Source organism: Rhodococcus sp. T7, assembly GCF_009872365.1.
Lineage (GTDB): Bacteria > Actinomycetota > Actinomycetes > Mycobacteriales > Mycobacteriaceae > Rhodococcus_F.
Genome location: NZ_WXYH01000329.1, coordinates 30,704 through 50,460, shown reverse-complemented (window position 1 = coordinate 50,460; position 19,757 = coordinate 30,704). Strand labels below are relative to the sequence as shown.

The window sequence follows — 19,757 nt, the reverse complement described above, 5'->3', positions numbered from 1 at the left end:
ATTACAGTGTTACAAACCAGGCGCGAGGCGACGACATGAGCGACATCAGTCATCCACAGCCACCCCTTCCTGGCGGAGTCCGCATCGGGACCGTGGAGCGGGAGCAAGCAGCGGCGGCACTCGCCGACCATTTCGCAGCCGGACGGCTCGAGACCGACGAGTTCGACGCCCGGGTGCAGGCGGCGTACCTCGCCAAGACCGCCGGCGACCTCGTGCCGCTCTTCGCGGATCTTCCGGACACGCAGCGCTTCACGTCCGAACCCGAACGGGTGCGCGTACGACGCGACCCGGGGCGGGAGGCGGCGGCACTGCGGGTACTCGTGTTCGTGGTGGCCATCCTCGCCGCGATTCTGTGGGTCGCGCTGGTCCGCATCCCCCCGCTCGTCTTCCTGCCCATCGTCTGGCTCGTCCTCGCCCGGCGCAGCTTCGGACGGCGGTCCTGTCGCGCGTGGTGAGGGTCTGACTCGGGCCGGGAACTGGCGAAAACTACCGCGAGGTCGGTTGTGGCTCCCGTACTCTGACAGGCAGGTTTGACGCCGTCGAGCGATCGAGGAGCCACGATGACCACCAGAATTGTGCGCTGTGCGAGCCTGATCCCGGTAGTCGCGGCCTCCGCGCTGCTGCTGGGCGGATGCGGTTCCGACAGCAGTGACACCCCGTCGACCTCCGCCAGTGCCACGACGTCGGCCCCGGCAGCGATGACGTCGTCGCCCATGGCCACGAGCGCCGCGGGGGCCGCGGTGGTTACCAAGGAACAGGCGGAGCAGACCGCTCTCGCGACGGTTCCGGGTGGCACGGTCGTGAACTCGGAGCAGCAGCAGCGGGACGGTAAGCCGGTGTGGCACGTCCACATCCGCGACGCCAAGGGCTGGGACTACGACGTGAACGTCGACGCGACGACCGGCACGGTGGAGTCCGACAGTCAGGACGGGCAGACCACCACGACCGCCGCGCCCGCACCCCCCGCTGGCGCGGTGACCCAGCAGCAGGCCGAGCAGATCGCTCTCGCGACGGTCCCGGGTGGCACGGTCTCGAATTCGGAGCAGCAGCAGCGGGACGGTAAGCCGGTGTGGCACATTCACATCCGCGACGCCAAGGGTTGGGACTACGACGTGAACGTCGACCAGGCGACCGGAGCCGTCCTCCCCGACAACTGACTGCTGTGGGTAGAACGACTCAGGTGATCACCTTCGGGAAGATGGGTGAATTACCCGATGTCCGGGGGGCGACGTCGCCCTAGCGTCGTGGTCATGGTCACCACGTCAGTTCGTCTGTCACACCCCGACTTCCAGCGGTGGGCGGCCCGCGCGGGCGTCGCGGGTCCGGTGCTGTTCACCGCGGGATTTTTCGTCCAGGAGACGTTCCTCCGGGACGATTACAGCCGGATCGCCGACCCGATCAGTGCTCTCGAGGCGGACCCGAGTGGCTGGATCCAGCAGCTGAACTTCCTGGCCTTCGCCGTGCTGCTGACGATCTTCGCGGCCGGACTGCACCGCGGCATCGCGAACACGCGGTACGGCTGGGCCGGGCCCGCTCTGCTCGGCGTGGCAGCAGTGGGGCTGATACTCGCCGCCGTGTTTCCGTTGCGCGAGGATCCGGCAGGGGAGCCCTACGACCCGGGCCATCACGTGATCGCGGGGGTCACGTTCTTCTCCTGCAGCGCCCTCGCCCTGGTGGTGCTGTCGCGCCGGTTCGCCGCCGATCCGCGGTGGCGCGGCCTGGCGCGCTACGTCGGGGTCGCCGGGATCGTCGGTCTGGGCTGTTTCGTGTTGCTCGGCAGGTTCGCGATGCCGGGCGGCGCGCCGTTGCACGAGATCGCCGGGCTCCTCCAGCGCATGACAATTCTCGCCGTGACGTTCCCGGCGCTGGTGGCGATCGCGCTGCGGCTCCGTCGCCTCGCCAGCCTGCCGCGGGCTCTCACCCGGTCGTGAACACCGGCATCTGCACCCGTGTCAGGCAACTCGTGTCGTGGCCGCCGGTCGGCTGCTCGAGAAAGCCGACCGTGACGGCCGGGGCGCAGTCCGAGGACTGCAGCACGTCGTGGCCGAGCCCGGGGAACTCGAGCACCTCGGACCGCGACAAAGTGGCGGCAGCGGTGCGCGCCTGCGACGGCGGGGTGACGGCGTCGAGCGACCCGGTGAGGATCAGGGTCGGCACGTTACTTCCCGTGGGCTCGTGCACGCGGGAGTCGGACGCGGGCACGTCCCAGATGTCGCAGTCGTCGAAGATCCGGGCGGCCTGCGGCACCAGCGACAGCACCGCGTCCGGGAAGTCCGGGAGCGCCCGCTTCGCGGTGGCGGCAACCTGCCCCGGGTCGGTGAACGCCGTCTGCTCACCGCAGAACACCCCGAATGTCAGTCCGTAGCCGATGAGGCCGGGCGGCGTCACCGTGCCGAGCAGTGCGGTCGCGGCCGGGACGCCGTCGCCGTTGGCGGTCGCGTGGACGAGCGCGGGGAGTCCGGCGTAGTTGCCCGGCGCGAGGCTCTGCTGAATCACCAGATTCGCGAAGGTGTACCCGTCGAGCACGACGCGTCTGCCGGACAGGTCGACGGTCAGCGGCGCGGCGGCCAGCCGGTTCACGGTCGCGGTGAATTCGTCCTTCAGGCCCGGGTACGCCGCGGCGCACGCCGGCTGGGCCGCGCACGCGTCGAACAGTGCGCGGAACCCCTCGGCGGCGCCAGGCCAGAAGCCCTCGATGATGTTGTTCTGCGTCGGAACGACCGAGTCCAGCACCACGCTGCGGATGCCGTCCTGGTGGTCGCGGAGCACGGTGAGAGCGAGGTCGGTGCCATACGAGACGCCGTAGATGTTCCACTCGTCGAGGCCGAGCGCCACCCGCAGATCCGCGACGTCGGCGGCGTTCTCCCTGGTGTCGTACGCGCCGAGGTCGTAGCCGCCAACCGCGCCCCGGTCGCGGCAGGTCCGGGTGGCCTCGGCGTCGAGCGGTGCGGTCGCCGGATCGAGCGGGCTCAGGCCCGTCTGCGCCGCCTGGAACTCGTCGATCTCGGGGCATGCCAGGAACGGGTCGGAGTGCATGGTGCCGCGCTGGCCGAGGAACAGGACGTCGCGGTCGCGGTTCAGACCGAGCGGCGCGACCTGGGCGGCGCTCGCCAGCGCGGGCCCGCCCGGACCTCCCGTCAGGTAGAGGAGAGGGTCGGGTCGTGGGGTCGCGGACGTGGCACCGAGCCGCGTCACGGCCAGTTCGATGCGTCGTCCGTCCGGACGGGAGCGGTCCTCCGGCACGGTCAACGTGCCGCAGCTGAACTCGGCGCCGAGGTCCAGTTGCGGCAGTCCGGGGACGTTCGGCGACGGGCACGCGGTGGCGGTGAAGACGGCCGCCGGATCGGGTGCCGGATCGTCGTCGGACCCGCACGCCGACGCAAGGACCATCGGCGCCGCCGCCGCGAATCCCAGGGCCAGCATCCGCACCGACACCCGCATCTTCCCGACGCTACGCGGGTGCGCGGCACCACCCACATACTTCGCGGTCTGTCGCCCAATCTGCCGTGGTGCGGCACCCGCGGCTGGCAGGATGAATTGGTGTCATCCGCGGCAACTCCGAAGGGCGAAAGGCGCCGACAGGCGCTGGTCGAGGCTGCCGCCGATCTCCTGCTCGAAGGTGGATTCGACGCGGTCCGGCACCGCTCGGTGGCCACCCGCGCCGACCTTCCGCTCGCGTCGACCACCTACTATTTCGAGTCCCTGGACGACCTGATCGCGAAGGCCGTCGAATGCAACGGCAACCGCGACCTCGCTGTCATGCGCGGCCGCGTCGAGGACGTAACGCACCGGCGCCGCGGACGCGAATCCACCGTCGACCTCCTCCTCGATTTGCTCGTCGGACCGGCCCTGATCAGTGAGGACTGCCGCGAGCGGCTGATCTCCCGGTACGAGCGGTTCACGGCCTGCGCGCGTCGCCCCGAACTGCGGGAAGTCCAGTTGCGGTTGCGCGCGCAACTGGACGACGTCCTCACCGAGGCCCTGCGGCGCTCCGACCGCGACGTCCGGCAGGAGCAACTCCGGCGGCTCGTCGCCGTCGTCGACGGAGCCGTGGTCACCGCGCTCGGCGAGCACGACGCCGACCTGCGGGCCCTCGCCCGGGCGATGCTGCTCGACGTCGTCGACGTCGTCGCGCCCGCCCTCGACCGGCCGGACCACGTCGAGCTGTAGCGCCGCCGTAAACTGAGGACTCGTGAGCCGCATCCCGAACGTCCTTGCCAACCGTTACGCCAGCCCCGAACTCGTCGAGTTGTGGTCGCCCGAGCACAAGATCATCCTCGAGCGTCAGCTGTGGATCGCCGTGCTGCGGGCCCAGGCGGAACTCGGGATCGACGTGCCGGCCGAGGCGCTCGCCGACTACGAACGCGTGCTCGAGCAGGTGGACCTCGACTCCATCGCCGACCGTGAGCGCGTCACCCGCCACGACGTGAAGGCCCGCATCGAGGAGTTCAACGCCCTCGCCGGCCACGAGCAGGTCCACAAGGGGCTGACCAGCCGCGACCTCACCGAGAACGTCGAGCAACTGCAGATCCTGCGGTCGCTCGAGCACGTCCACGCACACGGTGTCGCGGTCGCGGCCCGGCTGGCCGAGCGGGCCGCCGAGTACAGCAGCCTCGTCATGGCAGGCCGCTCGCACAACGTCGCGGCGCAGGCCACCACGCTGGGCAAGCGGTTCGCGTCCGCCGCCGACGAACTGCTCGTCGCGCTCACCCGGCTGCGCGAGCTGATCGACCGCTACCCGCTGCGCGGCATCAAGGGCCCCATGGGCACCGCGCAGGACATGCTCGACCTCCTCGACGGCGACGCGTCCAAGCTGGAGGCTCTGGAGCAGAAGGTCGCCGAGCACCTCGGCTTCTCCCACGTGTTCACGAGCGTCGGCCAGGTGTACCCGCGGTCGCTGGACCACGACGTGTTGTCCGCGCTGGTGCAGGTGGCGGCCGGGCCGTCGTCCTTTGCGCACACCATCCGACTGATGGCAGGCCACGAACTGGTCACCGAGGGCTTCCAGCCCGGCCAGGTCGGGTCGTCGGCGATGCCGCACAAGATGAACACCCGTTCCTGTGAGCGCGTCAACGGACTGCAGGTCGTGCTCCGCGGCTACGCGTCGATGGCCGCCGAGCTGGCGGGCGCGCAGTGGAACGAGGGTGATGTGTTCTGCTCGGTGGTGCGCCGCGTCGCGCTGCCGGACGCGTTCTTCGCGATCGACGGACTGATCGAGACGTTCCTGACGGTGCTCGCCGAATTCGGCGCCTACCCCGCCGTCATCGAGAAGGAACTCACCCGGTACCTGCCGTTCCTCGCCACCACCAAGGTCCTGATGGCCCTGGTGCGGGCGGGAGTGGGCCGGGAGACCGCGCACGAGGTCATCAAGGAACACGCCGTCGCCGTCGCGCTGGCGATGCGCGAGCAGGGCAAGGAGCCCGACCTCCTCGACCGTCTCGCCGCCGACGATCGGCTGCCCCTCGACCGGGCCGCCCTCGACGAGGCTCTCGCCGACAAGAAGGCGTTCATCGGTGCCGCCGAGGCGCAGGTCGCCACGGTCGTGGCGCAGGTGCAGAAGCTCGTCGACGCCAACCCCGAGGCGGCCGCCTACCAGCCGTCCCCGATCCTGTAGGCGGCTTCGCCGCCCGTGCGCCTTTCTGGTAGCTGGGACTACCAAAAAGGCGCACAAGCACCGGAGGTGCCTACGTGAACTGCATTTTCTGCGAGATCGTGTCGGGCCGATCCGATGCCAGCGTCGTGCACGAGGACGAGAACGTGCTGGCGTTCATGGACATCCGGCCGTGGACGTCCGGACATCTGCTGGTGGTCCCGAAGCGGCACGCGAGCGGGCTCGCCGACCTCGATCCGGGCGACGGTGCGGCGGTGTTCGCGGTGGGGCAGCGCCTCGCGACCGCGTTGCGGCACGGGCCGATGCGGGCGCAGGGTGTCAACCTGTTCCTGGCCGACGGGATCGCCGCCGGCCAGGAGGTCTTCCACGTCCACCTGCACGTCGTTCCGCGCACTGCCGGTGACGGGTTCGGGCTCCGTGGAATGCCGAAGTCGCCGAGCCGGATCGCGCTCGATCAGACGGCGGGCGTCATCCGGTCCTCCCTCTCCTAGGGGAGTGGCAAAGCGTGCGGGAGCACACTTTGCCGCTCACGTGGGGAGGGGGCCGTTCTCGTCGAACCGTCGTTCGGTGATGTCGTAGGTGCCGTCCGGCCGGACCCGCAGCAGGGTCGATGCCCGCGTCCCGTACTTGCCGTGGCGGATGAACCGGGACGACAGGGCGCGTTCGAGTTCGGGTTCGATGCCCGTGTCGGGCAGCGCGTCCCACGGCGCCGGATCGCTGTCGGCGAGCACGTCGAAGTACGCCCCGGGATCCGATTCGGGGCTGCCGTCGTCGGCGGCGAGCGCGGCGGCGAACGCCTGTTTGCCGCCGGTCACCTTCGGCCACGGGGTGTCGAGCTCGGCGTTGGACAGGCCGTGGACGCCGGGTTCGACGCGCCGCCTGCGACCGTGGGGCCGGTTGGTGACCCACCACAGTTCCGCGGAATCGCCGACGAGCAGGTTGAAGCTGCCGTACTCGGCGCCGGTCGCGGCCACCTGTTCGGCGTGGTCGGCGGGCGAGAGCCGACCGCGGAGGAAGTCGACGGGCAGGTCTCCGCGGGACCGGGCCCCGGTCGCGGGGGCGCCGTCGCGGACGTTGGTGACGGCCGCGAACCGCAGGGTGTCGGAGATGCCCATCCACGTTCCGCCCGCGAGCAGATCGCGGCCCGCGACGAACCCGTCGTCCCAACGGCGCAGCGGTTCGGTGGGGCGGGCGTAGAACTCGTCGCGGTTGGCCGCGACGACGAGGGGGAGGTCGGGGCGGGTATGCCAGGCGAACAGGACCAGGCACATACGGACGGCTCCTCGTCACCCTCGACTACACGGTTGCAGGGCCGAGCGTAGCCGCCCTGGGTCGCAGGTGGAGGCAGGTGGAGTTGGTGCGACTGCTGCGCCGCAGGCCCGGCACCTCCGTCGCGGACGCCGCGGGGGAGGTGCTGGGCCTCGCCGCGAACACCGTCTCCACCCTCGTGCGGCAACTCACGGACGCCGGGCTGATCGAACGGGTGCGGGACGAGTCCGACCGTCGCGTCGCCCGCCTGGCGCTCACGGACGCGGCGCGGTCGCAGGTCGAGCGGTGGCGCGACCGCCGCAATGTCGAGGTCGCCGCCGTATTCGACGGGCTGAGTGCCGAGGACAGGGCGGCCATCGAAACCGCCATTCCCGCTCTCACCCGCCTCGCCGGGGCGCTCCATCCGGATCGCACCGGGGACAGCGATCAGGAGGTCGCCCGATGATATTTCGCAGGGAGAAGGCCGCCGCACGACAGCGGCCGTCCCACCACGCGCTGGAACTGTCGCACGTGACCTACCGGTTCGGGGACCGCGGCACCGGTCGCCCCGACGTGATCGTCGCCCTGACCGACGGACAGACACCGGGGCCGGCGACGAGGCCGGGGTGTCGGACCGTGGTCGGGCTGTTCCCTCGGCCGAGCTCGTGGACCTCCGTGAACACCTCATCAACGGCCCGTTACGCGACCTGCCTGACAGCTCGAAAAGCGTCTAGGAAAAGATGGAGCCCACCGTGTGACGGCGACGATAGGAATGGGCCGGTGATTGAGACGTATGCCGGTGACACGATCCCGGTTTTCTTCCTCTCGGACAGCACCGGGATCAGCGCGGAGACCATGGGCAACGCCCTGCTCCTGCACTTTCCCGACCACCGGTTCGAGCGGACAGTGATCCCGTTCATCACCACGCCCGACGACGCCCGCGAGGTCGTGCGCAGGATCGACGCCACGATGGACCGCGGCATGACACCCCTGGTGTTCGTCACGGCCGCGCTCGATGACGTCCGTCACGAATTGCAGCGGACCCGCGCACCTGTGATCGATTTCTTCGACATGCACATGCAGCAGGTCGAGTCCATCCTCGGCACCCGGGGCGCCCGGACCCCCGCGCGCCTGCACGGCGTGGGCGATGTCAAGCGCTACAACGCGCGTATGCAGGCCGTCGAGTACGCGATCGAACACGACGACGGCCAAAGTGTCCGCACGCTGGACAAGGCCGACGTGATCCTGGTTGCGCCGTCGCGCTGCGGCAAGACCCCGACGACCATGTACCTCGCACTGCAACACGGACTTCGTGTCGCGAACTACCCTCTGGTCGACGAGGATCTGGTGAGCACCGACCTGCCACGCCCCATCCTGCATCTGCAGGACCGCTGTTTCGGGATAATCACCACCGCGGCTCGTCTCTGCGCGGTCCGGACGGAACGTCGCCCAGACTCGACGTACGCGTCGCTGCGCCAGTGCGCTTACGAACTCAAGCGGGCGGAGGAGCTGTACCGCACGCACGACCTGCCCGTTATCGACTCGTCGGCCAAATCCGTCGAAGAAATGTCCACACTCATCCTGCAAGTGCTCGCACGCAGGGCCCACCGTCACGATTCAGGAGCCCGTCCATGAACAGCAACGTCCGATGGTTCGCCGACCTCGGCCTCGCCGATCTCGAGCAGGTCGGCGGCAAGAACGCGTCTCTGGGCGAGATGGTCCGCAACCTGACCAACGTCGGGGTCCGGGTCCCCAACGGCTTCGCGACGACCGCCGACGCGTTCCGCCGATTCGTGAATCAACCGAGCGCTGCGGGCACCGTCCTGGCCGAGAAGATCAGTGCGCGGCTCGCCGACCTCGACACCGACGACGTCCAGGCGCTGGCCGAGGCGGGCCGCGAGATCCGCGCGGCGGTCATGAAGCAGCCGTTCCCGACCGATCTCGAGGCCGACATCCGGACGGCGTACGCGGAGCTGTCGGGCGGATCGGACGACGCGTCGTTCGCCGTGCGGTCCAGCGCGACCGCCGAGGACCTTCCGGACGCGTCCTTCGCCGGACAGCAGGAGACCTTCCTCAACGTGCGCGGCATCGACGCGATCCTGCAGGCGATGCACGAGGTGTTCGCGTCGCTGTACAACGATCGCGCCATCGCGTACCGGGTGCACCACAAGTTCGACCACGACGCCGTCGCTCTGTCCGCGGGCGTGCAGAAGATGGTGCGCTCCGACATCGGCACGTCCGGGGTCGTGTTCACCATCGACACAGAGTCGGGCTTCGCCGACGCTGTGTTCGTGACCTCCTCGTACGGCCTGGGTGAGGCCGTCGTCCAGGGTGCGGTGAACCCCGACGAGTTCTACGTGTACAAGCCTGCCCTGCGCGCGGGCCGTCCTGCGGTTCTCAAGCGCGGCGTCGGATCGAAAGCGACCAAGATGGTTTACACCGCCGACCGCTCGGTCGGCCGGACGACGGAGTTCGTCGACGTCGAGCCCGTGGATCGGCGACTGCTGAGCCTCACCGACGCGGAGGTCGAGGCGCTCGCCCGCCAGGCGCTGCTGATCGAGGAGCACTACGGGCGTCCGATGGACATCGAGTGGGGCAAGGACGGCGTCGACGGCGAGCTGTACATCCTGCAGGCGCGTCCGGAGACCGTGCAGTCGCGGGCCGCGGTGACCGGCCAGCAGCGGTACCGGCTCAACGAGACCGGCACGGTCCTCGTCGAAGGCCGGGCGATCGGCGCGCGCATCGGAGCCGGCGCCGTCCGGGTGCTCGAATCGGTGGAACAGATGCACGAGTTCCAGGCCGGTGAGGTGCTCGTCGCGGACATGACCGACCCCGACTGGGAGCCGATCATGAAGCGCGCCGGCGCCATCGTCACCAACCGCGGTGGTCGCACCTGTCACGCCGCGATCATCGCCCGCGAACTGGGCATTCCCGCCGTCGTCGGTACCGGTGGGGCCACGCGGTCGCTCACCGCCGGTCGCGAGGTGACGGTCTCGTGCGCGGAGGGCGACACCGGTTACGTGTACGAAGGGCTGCTCGACTTCGACGTCACCGAGTCCTCGATCGAGGCGATGCCCGAGATCAGCACCAAGATCATGATGAACGTCGGCACCCCTGAACAGGCGTTCGCATTCTCCCGCCTGCCGAACAGTGGTGTCGGACTCGCGCGCCTCGAGTTCATCATCAACCGCCAAATAGGTATCCACCCGAAGGCCCTGCTCGACTTCGACACCCTCGACGGGCCGCTGAAGGAGCAGATCGGTGAGGCGATCGCCGCCTATCCGGGCGCCCGCGAGTTCTTCGTGGACCGGGTCGCCGAGGGCGTCGCGACGATCGCGGCAGCCTTCGCGCCGCATCCGGTGATCGTGCGCATGTCGGACTTCAAGTCCAACGAGTACGCGAAGCTCGTCGGCGGCGAACTCTACGAGCCCGAGGAGGAGAACCCGATGATCGGCTACCGCGGCGCGTCGCGGTACCTGTCGAAGGACTTCGCCGACTGTTTCGCCATGGAGTGCGCCGCTCTGAAGTACGTCCGCGACGAGATGGGCCTGACCAACGTCAAGGTCATGATCCCGTTCGTCCGAACCCTCACCGAGGCCGAAGGTGTCATCTCGCTGCTGGCCTCGCACGGCCTTCGCCGCGGCGAGAACGGACTCGAGGTCATCATGATGTGCGAGGTGCCTTCGAACGCGGTCATCGCCGACGCGTTCCTGGACCACTTCGACGGGTTCTCCATCGGATCGAACGACATGACGCAGTTGACGCTCGGGCTCGACCGCGATTCCGCGCTTGTCGCAGACTCCTTCGACGAACGTGACCCCGCTGTGAAGCACATGCTCGCAGCGGCGATCTCGGCGTGCAAGGCGCGCGGCAAGTACGTGGGTATCTGCGGGCAGGGGCCCAGCGACCATGTCGATCTCGCCGAATGGTTGCTCGAACAGGGCATCGAGTCCATGTCGCTGAACCCGGACACCGTCGTCGACACCTGGACACGCTTGGCCGCACTCGGCTGAACCGACCGCTCCCAACGCACTTCGCGCCGCGGAGTGCGTTGGGAACGACGGTCCTTCAGCCGCGAGTGCAGGTCACTCGAGCACGAAGACCGGGATCCGTCGTTCGGTCTTGGTCTGGTACTCCGCATACGGCGGAAAAGCGGCCACCGCCAGCTTCCACCAGTGCTCGCGCTCGGCGCCGTCGATCTCACGCGCGGTGAGGTCGCGAACCGTCGTCCCATCCTGCACCGAGATCTGCGGGTGCGCCTTCACATTGAAGTACCACGACGGGTGGCCGGGTGCGCCGCCCTTGGACGCAACCATCGCGTACCTGCCGTCCTCCTCGACCCGCATCAACGGGACGTAGCGCTTCTTGCCGGACTTCGCCCCGGTGGTGGTGAACAGGACGATCGGACGGTCCAACACCTGGACGCCGTCGGTCGTACCCTGTTCCAGGATCTTCTCGGTCTGGTCACGTACCCACCCCTCGGGGCTGAGTTCTGGCTGATCGCTCATACTCATCGCCAACGCCTCCGAGGCGCTCGTCATTCCACGGTGCGCGAAAACCCTCGACGAACCCGTGCCGGCGTCAATCGGGTTGGTGGTAGCCGGCGTCACGGCGTGACGAACGTCTTCTCCAGTGCCCGGCGCAGTTCCGGCTTGCTGATCTTGCCGACACCGGTGACCGGGAACTCGTCGACGAACACCACCTTGTCGGGCACCTTGTAGTCGGCGAGTCCGCGGCCGCGGACGAACTTCTTGAGTTCGACGGCCTTCGGCTGCTCACCCTGGACGACGACGAACGCGCAACTGCGTTCGCCGAGGTACCGGTCGGGCATCGACACGACCGCGACGTCGGCGACGGCGGGGTGCGCGAGCAGATGGTTCTCGACCTCTTCCGCGGCCACCTTCTCGCCGCCGCGGTTGATCTGGTCCTTCGCGCGGCCCTCGACGACGAGATAGCCGTTGTCGGTGAGCCGGACGATGTCGCCGGTGCGGTAGAAGCCGTCCTCGGTGAACGCCGTCGAATTGTGTTCGGGGGCGCGGTAGTACCCGCGGATGGTGTAGGGGCCGCGGGTGAGCAGATGACCGGACGCGCCGCTCGGGACGGGTTCGCCGTGGTCGTCGACGACGCGCACCTCGTCGTCGGGGCTGATCGGCCTGCCCTGGGTGGTGACGATCGTGTCTTCGGCGTCGTCGAGCCGGGTGTAGTTGACCAGGCCCTCGGCCATCCCGAACACCTGCTGCAGCGTGCACCCGAGTTCGGGGCGCACCCGCTTGGCGGCCTCGGCGCTGAACTTGGCGCCGCCGACCTGCAGCACCTCGAGGCTCGAGGTGTCCCGTTCCGTGCGTGCGGCGGCGGACAGCCACGCCAACGCGAGCGGCGGCACCAGCGACGCGATCGTGACGCCCTCCCGCTCGATGAGCGCGAACGCGGTGTCGGGACTCGGATCCGGGGCGAGCACCACGCGGCCACCGGCGTGCAGCACGCCGAGGATGCCCGGGGAGCTCATCGGGAAGTTGTGCGCCGCAGGGAGAACGACCAGCAGGCGGGTGTTCTCGTCGATGCCGCAGATGCGGTCCGACTCGCGCACCGAGTACAGGTAGTCGGTGTGGGTGCGCGGGATCAGCTTCGACACCCCGGTGGTTCCGCCCGAGAGCTGCAGGAACGCCACGGATTCCGGACCCGCCGCCGGCTCGTCCGCGATCGGTTCCGCCGTCCTCAGTTCGTCGAGGGAGGTGAACTCCTCCGCGTCGCCGGCCACGAAGACTCTCGGCGGGTTCTCCGCGGACGCCACCACGTCGCGGGCGAGCGCGCGGTAGTCGAAGCCGGCGTGCGTGTCGGTGACGACGTAGGCCGCGGCGTCGGCGAAACTGCAGAAGTAGGAGATCTCCTGGGAGCGGTGCGCGGGCAACGCGAACACCGGCAGCGCCCCGAGCCGGAACACCGCGAAGATCACCTCGACGTACTCGACGATGTTCGGCAGTTGCACCACCACCCGGTCGCCGGGTTGCACCCCCGACGACTGCAGCCCGGCGGCCAGCCGGTCGGCGCGGTCGGACAGTTCCCGGTAGGTGAGGGCGCGATCGGTCCCGGACGCGTCCGGTCCGGTCACGGCGATCGCGTCCCCGAATCGCTCGGCGCGGGCGCCCAGGAACTGCTGGAACGTCTCGTCCGTCCAGTACCCGGCGGCACGGTAGCGTGCGACGAGTTCGGCGGGATAGCCGGTGGTGGTCTCCAGGGGAGCGCGAACGCTCGTGGTCATCGAAAGTCCTTTCACGGGCATGGCTGTTCGGGCCGTCAGGCTTGGAGGGTGGCGCCGCCGTCGACGTAGAGCGCCTGCATGGTGATGTGCCGCGCCCGGTCCGACAGGAGGAACTCGACGGAGTCGGCGATGTCGGCGGCGTCGGCGATGCGGCCCAGCGGGATGCCGACCTTGAACGAGCCCAGGTCGCCGTCTATCGCGCCGCGCGCCCCGTTGTCGTAGGCGGGGTCCGACCACAGCGACCGCTGCATCGCGGTGTCCGTCGAGCCGGGGGCGACGATGTTGGCGCGGATCCCGTATTCGGCGAGTTCGAGGCCGAGCACCCGGACGATCATCGCGACGGCGGCCTTGGACGCGCCGTACGCGCCCATCCCGGTGCGGGGGACGCCGGCGGCGTTGGAACCGACCACGACGATGGAACCGGCTGAGCGGGCCCGCATTCCGGTGCCGACGGCCCGCAGCACGTTGACGAGGCCGGTGACGTTGACGTCGAACACGCGCTGCCAGCTCGCGGGATCGGCGTCGAGCACCGACCCGGTCTCGAGGATCCCGGCCACGTGCGCGAGAGCGGCGACGGGGCCGTGCTCGTCCTCGATCCGGCGGACCGTGTCCGTGACGGTGTCGGTGTCGCGGATGTCGATGACGGCGGTGCCGAGCGGAGGGGTGTCGAGCAGTGCGGCGGTGGCGGCGAGGCCGTCGGCGTCGCGATCGAGCAGTACCAGGCGGTGGCCGGACCGCGACAGGGTGACGGCGGTGGCCCGCCCGATGCCCTGCGCCGCCCCGACGACGAGTGTCGTGCCGCTCATCGGGGAAGTCCCAGTGCCGCGAGGACGGTGCCCAGTTTGGTTGTGGTCTCGGCGAGTTCGTCGTCCGGTTCGGAGGCGGCGACGATGCCCCCGCCCGCGTACGCCGTGACGGTGGTGCCGTCGGCGTCGATCTGCGCGCACCGGATGGTTACCATCCATTCGCCGTCACCGTCGGCGTCGGCCCATCCCACGGCGCCGGCGTAGAAGCCGCGGTCGCCCTCGAGTTCGCCGATCAGCGCACGCGCGGCGTCGGTGGGGGTTCCGCACACGGCCGGTGTCGGGTGCACGGCGACGGCGAGGTCCAGTGCGGTCACCGAACGGTCCCGTAGCCGTCCCGTTACGGGTGTGCCGAGGTGCCACAGTTGCGGGGTGCTGGTGAGGGTGGGCCGGTCGGGGATGTCGAGTTCGGTGCAGAACGGTTCGAGGCTCGCGCGCAGCGCGTCGACGACGAGGGCGTGCTCGTGCAGGTTCTTCTCCGACGCGGCGAGGTTCTTCGCTGTCTGCCGGTCGATCTCGGGGTCGGTGTGCCGGGGAGCCGAGCCGGCGAGAGGATGGCAGGTCACGGTGTCGCCGCGGCGGCGGATGAGGACCTCCGGGCTCGAGCCGACGAGGTGCCGTCCCGACCAGCCGGGGCCCGCGGCGCTCAGATCGACGCTGAAGCCGTTGCCGCCGAGGTCGTTCGCGACGAGTCTTGCGAGCAGCGTGTGCGGGTGCAGCGGTTCTTCGGCGTGCAGGACGACCGATCGGGCGAGCACCACCTTGTGCAGTGCGGCCTCCGGTTCGCGCAGCACGTGGATCGCGGCGGCGACGCGGGCGAGGTGCTCGTCCTCCGGCGGGACCGACGCTCCGGCGCGCACGTGCGGAAGTGTCTGCAGGCGAGGAGTCCAGCTGCCCGGGTGATGTCGCAGCGTGTGCGGTGCGACGAGCGCTGCCGGATGCGACGGGTCGAAGGCGAGCGCGCCGGCCACCGAGGTGACGGTGCCGCTCTTCAAGGCGGCGGCGGCGTCGCGGGCGGAGTCGAATCCGGTGCGGATGCCGTCGGCGATCACGGTGCCGTGCGGGCGGGAGAGGACGAACGGCGCGCCCGGCGGAAGATCCGCCGAAGTCTCTGCGGACCCGGCAACGGCCGTCGACTGCATGTGCGATCACCTTTCGTAGTGGACAACTGCGGCGCGCGTCGCGACGCGCGCCGTCACACCTCGACCATATACGGTTAGCCTAACCTTTGGCGGCTCACCTTCTCGGCCGGCGGTCCGAGACCGGGACGTATTTGCCTGCAGTCCAGCGGTTTCGATCCTCCATGCGCGGGTGCGATTCGACCCGCGACCGGATCGGAGTTCTGCACGTCAGGGACTGGCCTACCATCGCATGCACACGTGGCGTCGTCGGGGACGTCGTCCGTGACGCAAAGGCATGGAGGGCAGGGTTCTGCAATGACCGAACGCAGGTTCTCGCTCGATCAGCGGATCGTCGCCGCCCTCCAGGTCGACGGGCGGTGCTCGTGGAGCCGGATCGCCCAGGCGCTCGGCGAACCCGAGCGGAACGTCACCCGGCACGGCATCGCGCTCCTCGAGTCCGGCCGGGTGGCCGTCACCGCCGTCGCGAACAGCGGCGGCACCGCGATCGTCCGCCTCCAGTGCTCGCCGGGAACGGTGCGGGTGGCGGCGAGCGCCCTCGCCCAGCGCAGTGACTGCATCTTCGTGTACATCCTCACCGGCACCGCCGACTGTGTGGCCGAGATCCACGTGTCCCGGGACCGCCTCCCGAAACTCGTCATGGACGAACTGCCCGCGACGATGGGCGTCGTCCGGAGCTGGACGGACCCCGTGCTGCGGTACTTCCGCACGGTCCGCGAATGGGAGGCCGGGGTGCTGACCCCGGCCGAGAAGGAATCGATCGGCGGGGTCGCGCCTCCGGCGTCGTTCCTCACCGATCTGGAACGCGGAACGCGGGATCCCATCGACCGCACCATCATCCGCGAACTCATGCAGAACGGGCGGGTGGGCACCACGGCGCTCGCCCGGACCGCGGGGGTGTCCGAGGCGACGGCCCGGCGACGCGTCCAGTCGCTGCTCACCGAGGGCGCGATCAGTCTCCGGGTGGTGGTGGATCCGGCGCTGTTCGGGCTGCGGGCCGAGGCGATGCTGTTCATCAAGACTCAGCGCAACCGGATCGAACCGCTGGTGCGGGGGATGCTCGAGATGCCCTACGTGCGGTACGCCGCGGGCACGGCGGGCGAGTACCAGGTGGTCGCCAACATCGCCGCACCCGACGAGTCGGTGCTCTACGACTACATCACCACCGCCCCGTGGGTGGCGGACGCGCTGGCGCTGGAAACCAACATGGTGGTGCAGGCGGTCAAGCGCAGCGGCAGGGTGATGTGACGGATTTCGACATCAGACGGCCCCTCCGACGCGTCTGATTGCGATCTCCGACAGCTCGGTGGCCGATTTCGCCGAACCTCCCTCAGCGGTTGAGTGCTGTGATCCGCACCACGCATGCTTCCTCTACTCCCCTGGATGGAAGAAGGAACAGCATGCAACGAGACGCCATTCTCGGGGCGATCGAGGATTCGCCGCAGCGCCGCTGGCTGCTGCTCGTCCCGGTCGCCCCGGTGCTCGCACTCGTCACCGCCGTGTGGCTGCCGTTTGTGAACACGGCCGATCTGTGGCTGGGCATGCCCCGGCTGCTCGTCTGGTGCTCGGCGTGGGTGCTCCTGCTGCTGCCCGCGCTGGCGGTCGTGGAGTTCGGCCTCGTCCGGCCGTTCGAGGACGGCCTCCGCCTCGAGGAAGCGAGCCTCCGATGACGAACTCTGCTCTGTGGATCACCCTGGCAGGCATGATCGGTCTCGCCGTGATCGCCGTCGGCGGACACCGCAAACGCGCTCAGAGCCTGAGCGAGTGGACGGTCGGCAAACGGAACTTCGGTGTGGTCACCAGTTTCTTCCTGCAGGCCGGTGAATCATTCACCACGTTCACGTTCCTCGGCGTCGCCGGTATCGCGTTCACCGCGGGCATCGGCGCCACCTACGCGATCCCGTACATCCCGCTCGGCTACCTGGCCCTGTACTTCATCGGGCCGCGGATCTGGAAGCTCAGCAAGGATCGCGGCTACATCACCCAGGCCGACTTCTTCGCCGACCGCTACCGCAGCCCGCTCCTCGGCCGGCTGGTCGCGTTGTGCGGCATCATCTTCCTGCTGCCGTACCTGCAGTTGCAGATCACCGGCCTCGGCCTCATCGTCCGGCTCGTCACGGGCAGCGCGAGTTCGGGCACGCTCAGCATGATCGTCGCGACCGTCCTCGTCGTCGGGTTCGTGCTGTGGGCGGGCATCCACGGTCTGGCGCGCACCGCCTACGTCAAGGACGTCCTGATCCTTCTCGCTGTCGTGGTGCTGTCCATCGTGATCCCGCTGCACTTCGCCGGTGGCATCGGCGACGTGTTCGGCCAGATCGCGCAGACCCACAGCGAAATGCTGACCGTGAACCCCGGCGACTACGACAAGGTCTGGTGGACCACCAGCCTGCTGATCTCCGCGATCGGCTGCGGCTTCCTCACCACCCCGCACCTGTGGCCGCCGCTGCTCGCCGCGAAGAACGGTCGAGTGATCCGCTCCAACAACACTTTTCTGCCGATGTACCAGGTGGTCATGATCCTCCCGATCATGCTGGGTTTCGTCGGGATCCTCGCTCTGAACCCGAACACCAGCAGCAATGCCGTCCTGCTCACGCTGGCCGGGGGAGCGCTGCCGAACTGGGCGCTCGGACTGATCGCGATCGCGGCAGCCTCTGCTGCGATGCTGCCCGCCGGCGCCATCTGCATCGGCATCTCCACCCTGGCGTCGCACAACCTGGTGAAGATCGAGAGCGAGCGCACGAAACTCCGGTTCAACCACCTCGTCGTGTTCGCCGCTGCCACCGTGGCTCTGGTGCTCGGCCTGACCCGTCCCGACCTGCTGGCCAACCTGCTGCTGCTCACGTTCGGCGGTCTCAGCCAACTCGCCCCCGGCCTGGCGCTCGCACTGCCCGAGAAGCCGTTGCTCGCAAAGCAATCCGTGTTCGCCGGTCTGCTCGTGGGAATGCTCACCGTCATCGTCATGACCGTCTTCGACCTGAACCTCGCCAACATCGACGCGGGCATCTGCGGCCTGGTCCTCAACCTCGCGGTGATCGCCGCGGTCGAGACCCTGGTCCGCGTCGCACGTCCCCGCACCCCGACCCCCGCGCCGTCGGAAGACCGTCCGGCCACCGCCCCGATCCTGGAGACCTCGAAATGACCATCGACCACTACTCGACCGCGCGCGAAATGCTCACCGCACTCCGCAGCAAGGACATCTCGGCCCGCGAACTGCTCGCCCTGCACACGGACCGGATCGCGCACGTGAATCCGACGGTCAACGCGCTCGTCAGCCTCGACCTGGACCGTGCGCACGCCACTGCCGCCGCCGCCGACGCGCAGACGGCCGCCGGCGACGCGGTGGGTCCGCTGCACGGACTGCCGTTCGCGTTCAAGGACACTCACGACGTCGCCGGCTTCCCCACGGTCGCCGGTTCGCCGCTGCTCATCGACAACGTGGCCGAGACCAGCGAGCTGATCGCCGAACGCGTCACCGCGGCCGGCGCCGTCACGATCGGCAAGACCAACGTTCCCGAGTTCGCCGCCGGATCGCACACGTTCAACCCCGTCTTCGGGACCACCACCAACCCGTACGACCCCACCAGGAGTGCGGGCGGCTCGAGCGGCGGCGCCGCAGCCGCACTGGGCGCGGGACTGATTCCGCTCGCCGACGGCAGCGACATGGGCGGGTCGCTGCGCAACCCGGCGTCGTTCTGCAACATCGTCGGATTGCGCCCCACACCGGGCCGCGTGCCGTGCTGGCCCAACAGCGCGCCGTGGGACGCACTGGTGACGCAGGGGCCGATGGCCAGCAACGTCGACGACCTGGAACTGCTGCTGTCGGTGATCTCCGGACCCGACGCGCGGATCCGCAGTTCGCTCAGCGCGGATGCTCTCGCGCCCCGGCTGGGTGTCGCCGGCTTGCAGGGTCTGCGGGTCGCGGTGTCCGCGGATCTGAACGGCCTCTTCCCGCTGGATGCGCCGGTCCGCGAGATCCACGACCGTCAATCGTCGATCTTCGCCGCCGCGGGTGCGGTGGTGGCCGAGGACGCACCGTCGATTCCCGACGCCGAGTGGGTGTTCCGCACCCTGCGGGCGTGGCGGTTCAAGATCGACCTCGGTGCGCAGGCGGACGCCACCCCCGACATGTTGAAGCCGTCGCTGCTCGACAACATCCGGCAGGCCGACCGGCTCTCCGCCGACGACATCGCGAAAGCCATGGTGGCGCAGGCGGAGATTCAGGCTCGCGCCGTCGAATTCTTCTCCCGCCACGACGTCCTGGTGATGCCCGTGTCCCAGGTGCTGCCGTTCGACGCCGAACTCGAGTACCCGGCAGCGGTCGACGGCCGCCGCTGCGACGACTACCTCGACTGGATGACGTCGGCACTGACCGTGACGGTGCTCGGGTGCCCCGCGATCTCGGTCCCCGCCGGGTTCAGCGCCGAGGGTCTGCCGGTCGGCGTGCAGATCGTCGCCGCCCCGGGCAACGACCTGTTCCTGCTCGACGTGGCCCGGGCCTACGAGCAGCTCAACCCGGTCGGAGCCGTTCGCCCGCACCTGCTCGACGGGTCCGCGCGGGTCTAGCTCAAGGGCGCAGGCGGCGACCCGGCCGACGTGCCCTCCGATGTTTGCCCACCGAATTGTCGGATGCACCCGCAATTGCGTCAGTATCTGGCTGATCCGCGTGCAAACTGCCGATCCGGGACGGGCCGCTGCTC

The 19,757-nt window shown here is 69.3% G+C and carries 18 protein-coding genes and 1 pseudogene; 13 read left to right on the top strand and 6 right to left on the bottom strand.

Annotation, left to right across the window (positions count from 1 at the left end):
* Nucleotides 1-35 precede the first annotated feature (35 nt).
* The 3 genes from MLGJGCBP_RS28405 (at nt 36) to MLGJGCBP_RS28395 (ending at nt 1,931) form a co-directional block, all read left to right on the top strand.
* Nucleotides 36-455, top strand: coding sequence for a DUF1707 SHOCT-like domain-containing protein (locus tag MLGJGCBP_RS28405; protein WP_160099678.1), 420 nt, complete (start codon nt 36-38; stop codon nt 453-455).
* Between the two features lie 105 nt (nt 456-560).
* Nucleotides 561-1,157, top strand: a complete 597-nt coding sequence (locus MLGJGCBP_RS28400; RefSeq protein ID WP_160099676.1) for a PepSY domain-containing protein — start codon at nt 561-563, stop codon at nt 1,155-1,157.
* A 93-nt stretch (nt 1,158-1,250) separates the two neighbouring features.
* Nucleotides 1,251-1,931: a DUF998 domain-containing protein gene (locus MLGJGCBP_RS28395; protein ID WP_160099674.1), complete on the top strand. Its 681-nt coding sequence runs from the start codon at nt 1,251-1,253 to the stop codon at nt 1,929-1,931.
* Here MLGJGCBP_RS28395 and MLGJGCBP_RS28390 read toward each other — a convergent pair.
* Nucleotides 1,918-3,441, bottom strand: coding sequence for an alpha/beta fold hydrolase (locus MLGJGCBP_RS28390; protein ID WP_160099672.1), 1,524 nt, complete (start codon nt 3,439-3,441; stop codon nt 1,918-1,920). The two genes, MLGJGCBP_RS28395 and MLGJGCBP_RS28390, sit on opposite strands and share 14 nt — an antisense overlap.
* A gap of 99 nt (nt 3,442-3,540) precedes the next feature.
* Between MLGJGCBP_RS28390 and MLGJGCBP_RS28385 the strand changes: the two genes are divergently transcribed.
* From MLGJGCBP_RS28385 to MLGJGCBP_RS28375, 3 genes are all read left to right on the top strand, one after another.
* Nucleotides 3,541-4,170: a TetR/AcrR family transcriptional regulator gene (locus MLGJGCBP_RS28385; RefSeq protein WP_087557852.1), complete on the top strand. Its 630-nt coding sequence runs from the start codon at nt 3,541-3,543 to the stop codon at nt 4,168-4,170.
* A 22-nt stretch (nt 4,171-4,192) separates the two neighbouring features.
* Entirely contained in the window at nt 4,193-5,614 is a 1,422-nt protein-coding gene (gene purB, locus MLGJGCBP_RS28380; RefSeq protein ID WP_087557742.1) for an adenylosuccinate lyase, read from the top strand.
* A gap of 74 nt (nt 5,615-5,688) precedes the next feature.
* Nucleotides 5,689-6,102 carry an HIT family protein gene (locus MLGJGCBP_RS28375; RefSeq protein WP_160099670.1) on the top strand — a complete coding sequence of 138 codons (414 nt, stop codon included), beginning with the start codon at nt 5,689-5,691 and terminating at the stop codon, nt 6,100-6,102.
* A gap of 36 nt (nt 6,103-6,138) precedes the next feature.
* On the opposite strand, the gene MLGJGCBP_RS28370 is transcribed toward MLGJGCBP_RS28375, so the two are convergent.
* Entirely contained in the window at nt 6,139-6,882 is a 744-nt protein-coding gene (locus MLGJGCBP_RS28370; RefSeq protein WP_160099668.1) for an NRDE family protein, read from the bottom strand.
* Between the two features lie 71 nt (nt 6,883-6,953).
* On the opposite strand from MLGJGCBP_RS28370, the pseudogene MLGJGCBP_RS28365 reads away from it, so the two are divergent.
* The 3 genes and pseudogenes from MLGJGCBP_RS28365 to ppsA form a co-directional block, all read left to right on the top strand.
* A pseudogene (locus tag MLGJGCBP_RS28365) lies at nt 6,954-7,325 on the top strand (MarR family transcriptional regulator); the annotation flags it as partial.
* Nucleotides 7,326-7,639: 314 nt separating this feature from the next.
* Nucleotides 7,640-8,494 (top strand): pyruvate, water dikinase regulatory protein, encoded by an 855-nt coding sequence (locus tag MLGJGCBP_RS28360; protein WP_087557739.1) that lies wholly within the window; start codon nt 7,640-7,642, stop codon nt 8,492-8,494.
* On the top strand, nt 8,491-10,872 hold the full coding sequence (gene ppsA / locus MLGJGCBP_RS28355; RefSeq protein ID WP_160099666.1) for a phosphoenolpyruvate synthase: 2,382 nt from the start codon (nt 8,491-8,493) through the stop codon (nt 10,870-10,872). The genes MLGJGCBP_RS28360 and ppsA overlap by 4 nt, the downstream gene beginning before the upstream one ends.
* A 72-nt stretch (nt 10,873-10,944) precedes the next feature.
* Here ppsA and MLGJGCBP_RS28350 read toward each other — a convergent pair whose 3' ends face one another.
* From MLGJGCBP_RS28350 to MLGJGCBP_RS28335, 4 genes are all read right to left on the bottom strand, one after another.
* Nucleotides 10,945-11,367, bottom strand: coding sequence for a nitroreductase family deazaflavin-dependent oxidoreductase (locus tag MLGJGCBP_RS28350; RefSeq protein ID WP_160099664.1), 423 nt, complete (start codon nt 11,365-11,367; stop codon nt 10,945-10,947).
* 98 nt (nt 11,368-11,465) lie between these two features.
* Nucleotides 11,466-13,118, bottom strand: a complete 1,653-nt coding sequence (locus MLGJGCBP_RS28345; RefSeq protein WP_160099662.1) for a (2,3-dihydroxybenzoyl)adenylate synthase — start codon at nt 13,116-13,118, stop codon at nt 11,466-11,468.
* 35 nt (nt 13,119-13,153) lie between these two features.
* Nucleotides 13,154-13,924: an SDR family oxidoreductase gene (locus tag MLGJGCBP_RS28340; protein ID WP_160099660.1), complete on the bottom strand. Its 771-nt coding sequence runs from the start codon at nt 13,922-13,924 to the stop codon at nt 13,154-13,156.
* Nucleotides 13,921-15,063, bottom strand: coding sequence for an isochorismate synthase (locus MLGJGCBP_RS28335; protein ID WP_160099658.1), 1,143 nt, complete (start codon nt 15,061-15,063; stop codon nt 13,921-13,923). Before MLGJGCBP_RS28335 ends, MLGJGCBP_RS28340 begins: the two co-directional genes overlap by 4 nt.
* 294 nt (nt 15,064-15,357) lie before the next feature.
* Between MLGJGCBP_RS28335 and MLGJGCBP_RS28330 the strand changes: the two genes are divergently transcribed.
* From MLGJGCBP_RS28330 to MLGJGCBP_RS28315, 4 genes are all read left to right on the top strand, one after another.
* On the top strand, nt 15,358-16,308 hold the full coding sequence (locus tag MLGJGCBP_RS28330; RefSeq protein ID WP_072942954.1) for an Lrp/AsnC family transcriptional regulator: 951 nt from the start codon (nt 15,358-15,360) through the stop codon (nt 16,306-16,308).
* Nucleotides 16,309-16,460: 152 nt separating this feature from the next.
* Nucleotides 16,461-16,730 carry a hypothetical protein gene (locus MLGJGCBP_RS28325; RefSeq protein WP_160099656.1) on the top strand — a complete coding sequence of 90 codons (270 nt, stop codon included), beginning with the start codon at nt 16,461-16,463 and terminating at the stop codon, nt 16,728-16,730.
* Nucleotides 16,727-18,199: a sodium:solute symporter family protein gene (locus tag MLGJGCBP_RS28320; protein WP_160099654.1), complete on the top strand. Its 1,473-nt coding sequence runs from the start codon at nt 16,727-16,729 to the stop codon at nt 18,197-18,199. The genes MLGJGCBP_RS28325 and MLGJGCBP_RS28320 overlap by 4 nt, the downstream gene beginning before the upstream one ends.
* Entirely contained in the window at nt 18,196-19,623 is a 1,428-nt protein-coding gene (locus MLGJGCBP_RS28315) for an amidase family protein (RefSeq protein WP_160099652.1), read from the top strand. Before MLGJGCBP_RS28320 ends, MLGJGCBP_RS28315 begins: the two co-directional genes overlap by 4 nt.
* The last annotated feature ends 134 nt before the right edge of the window (nt 19,624-19,757 follow it).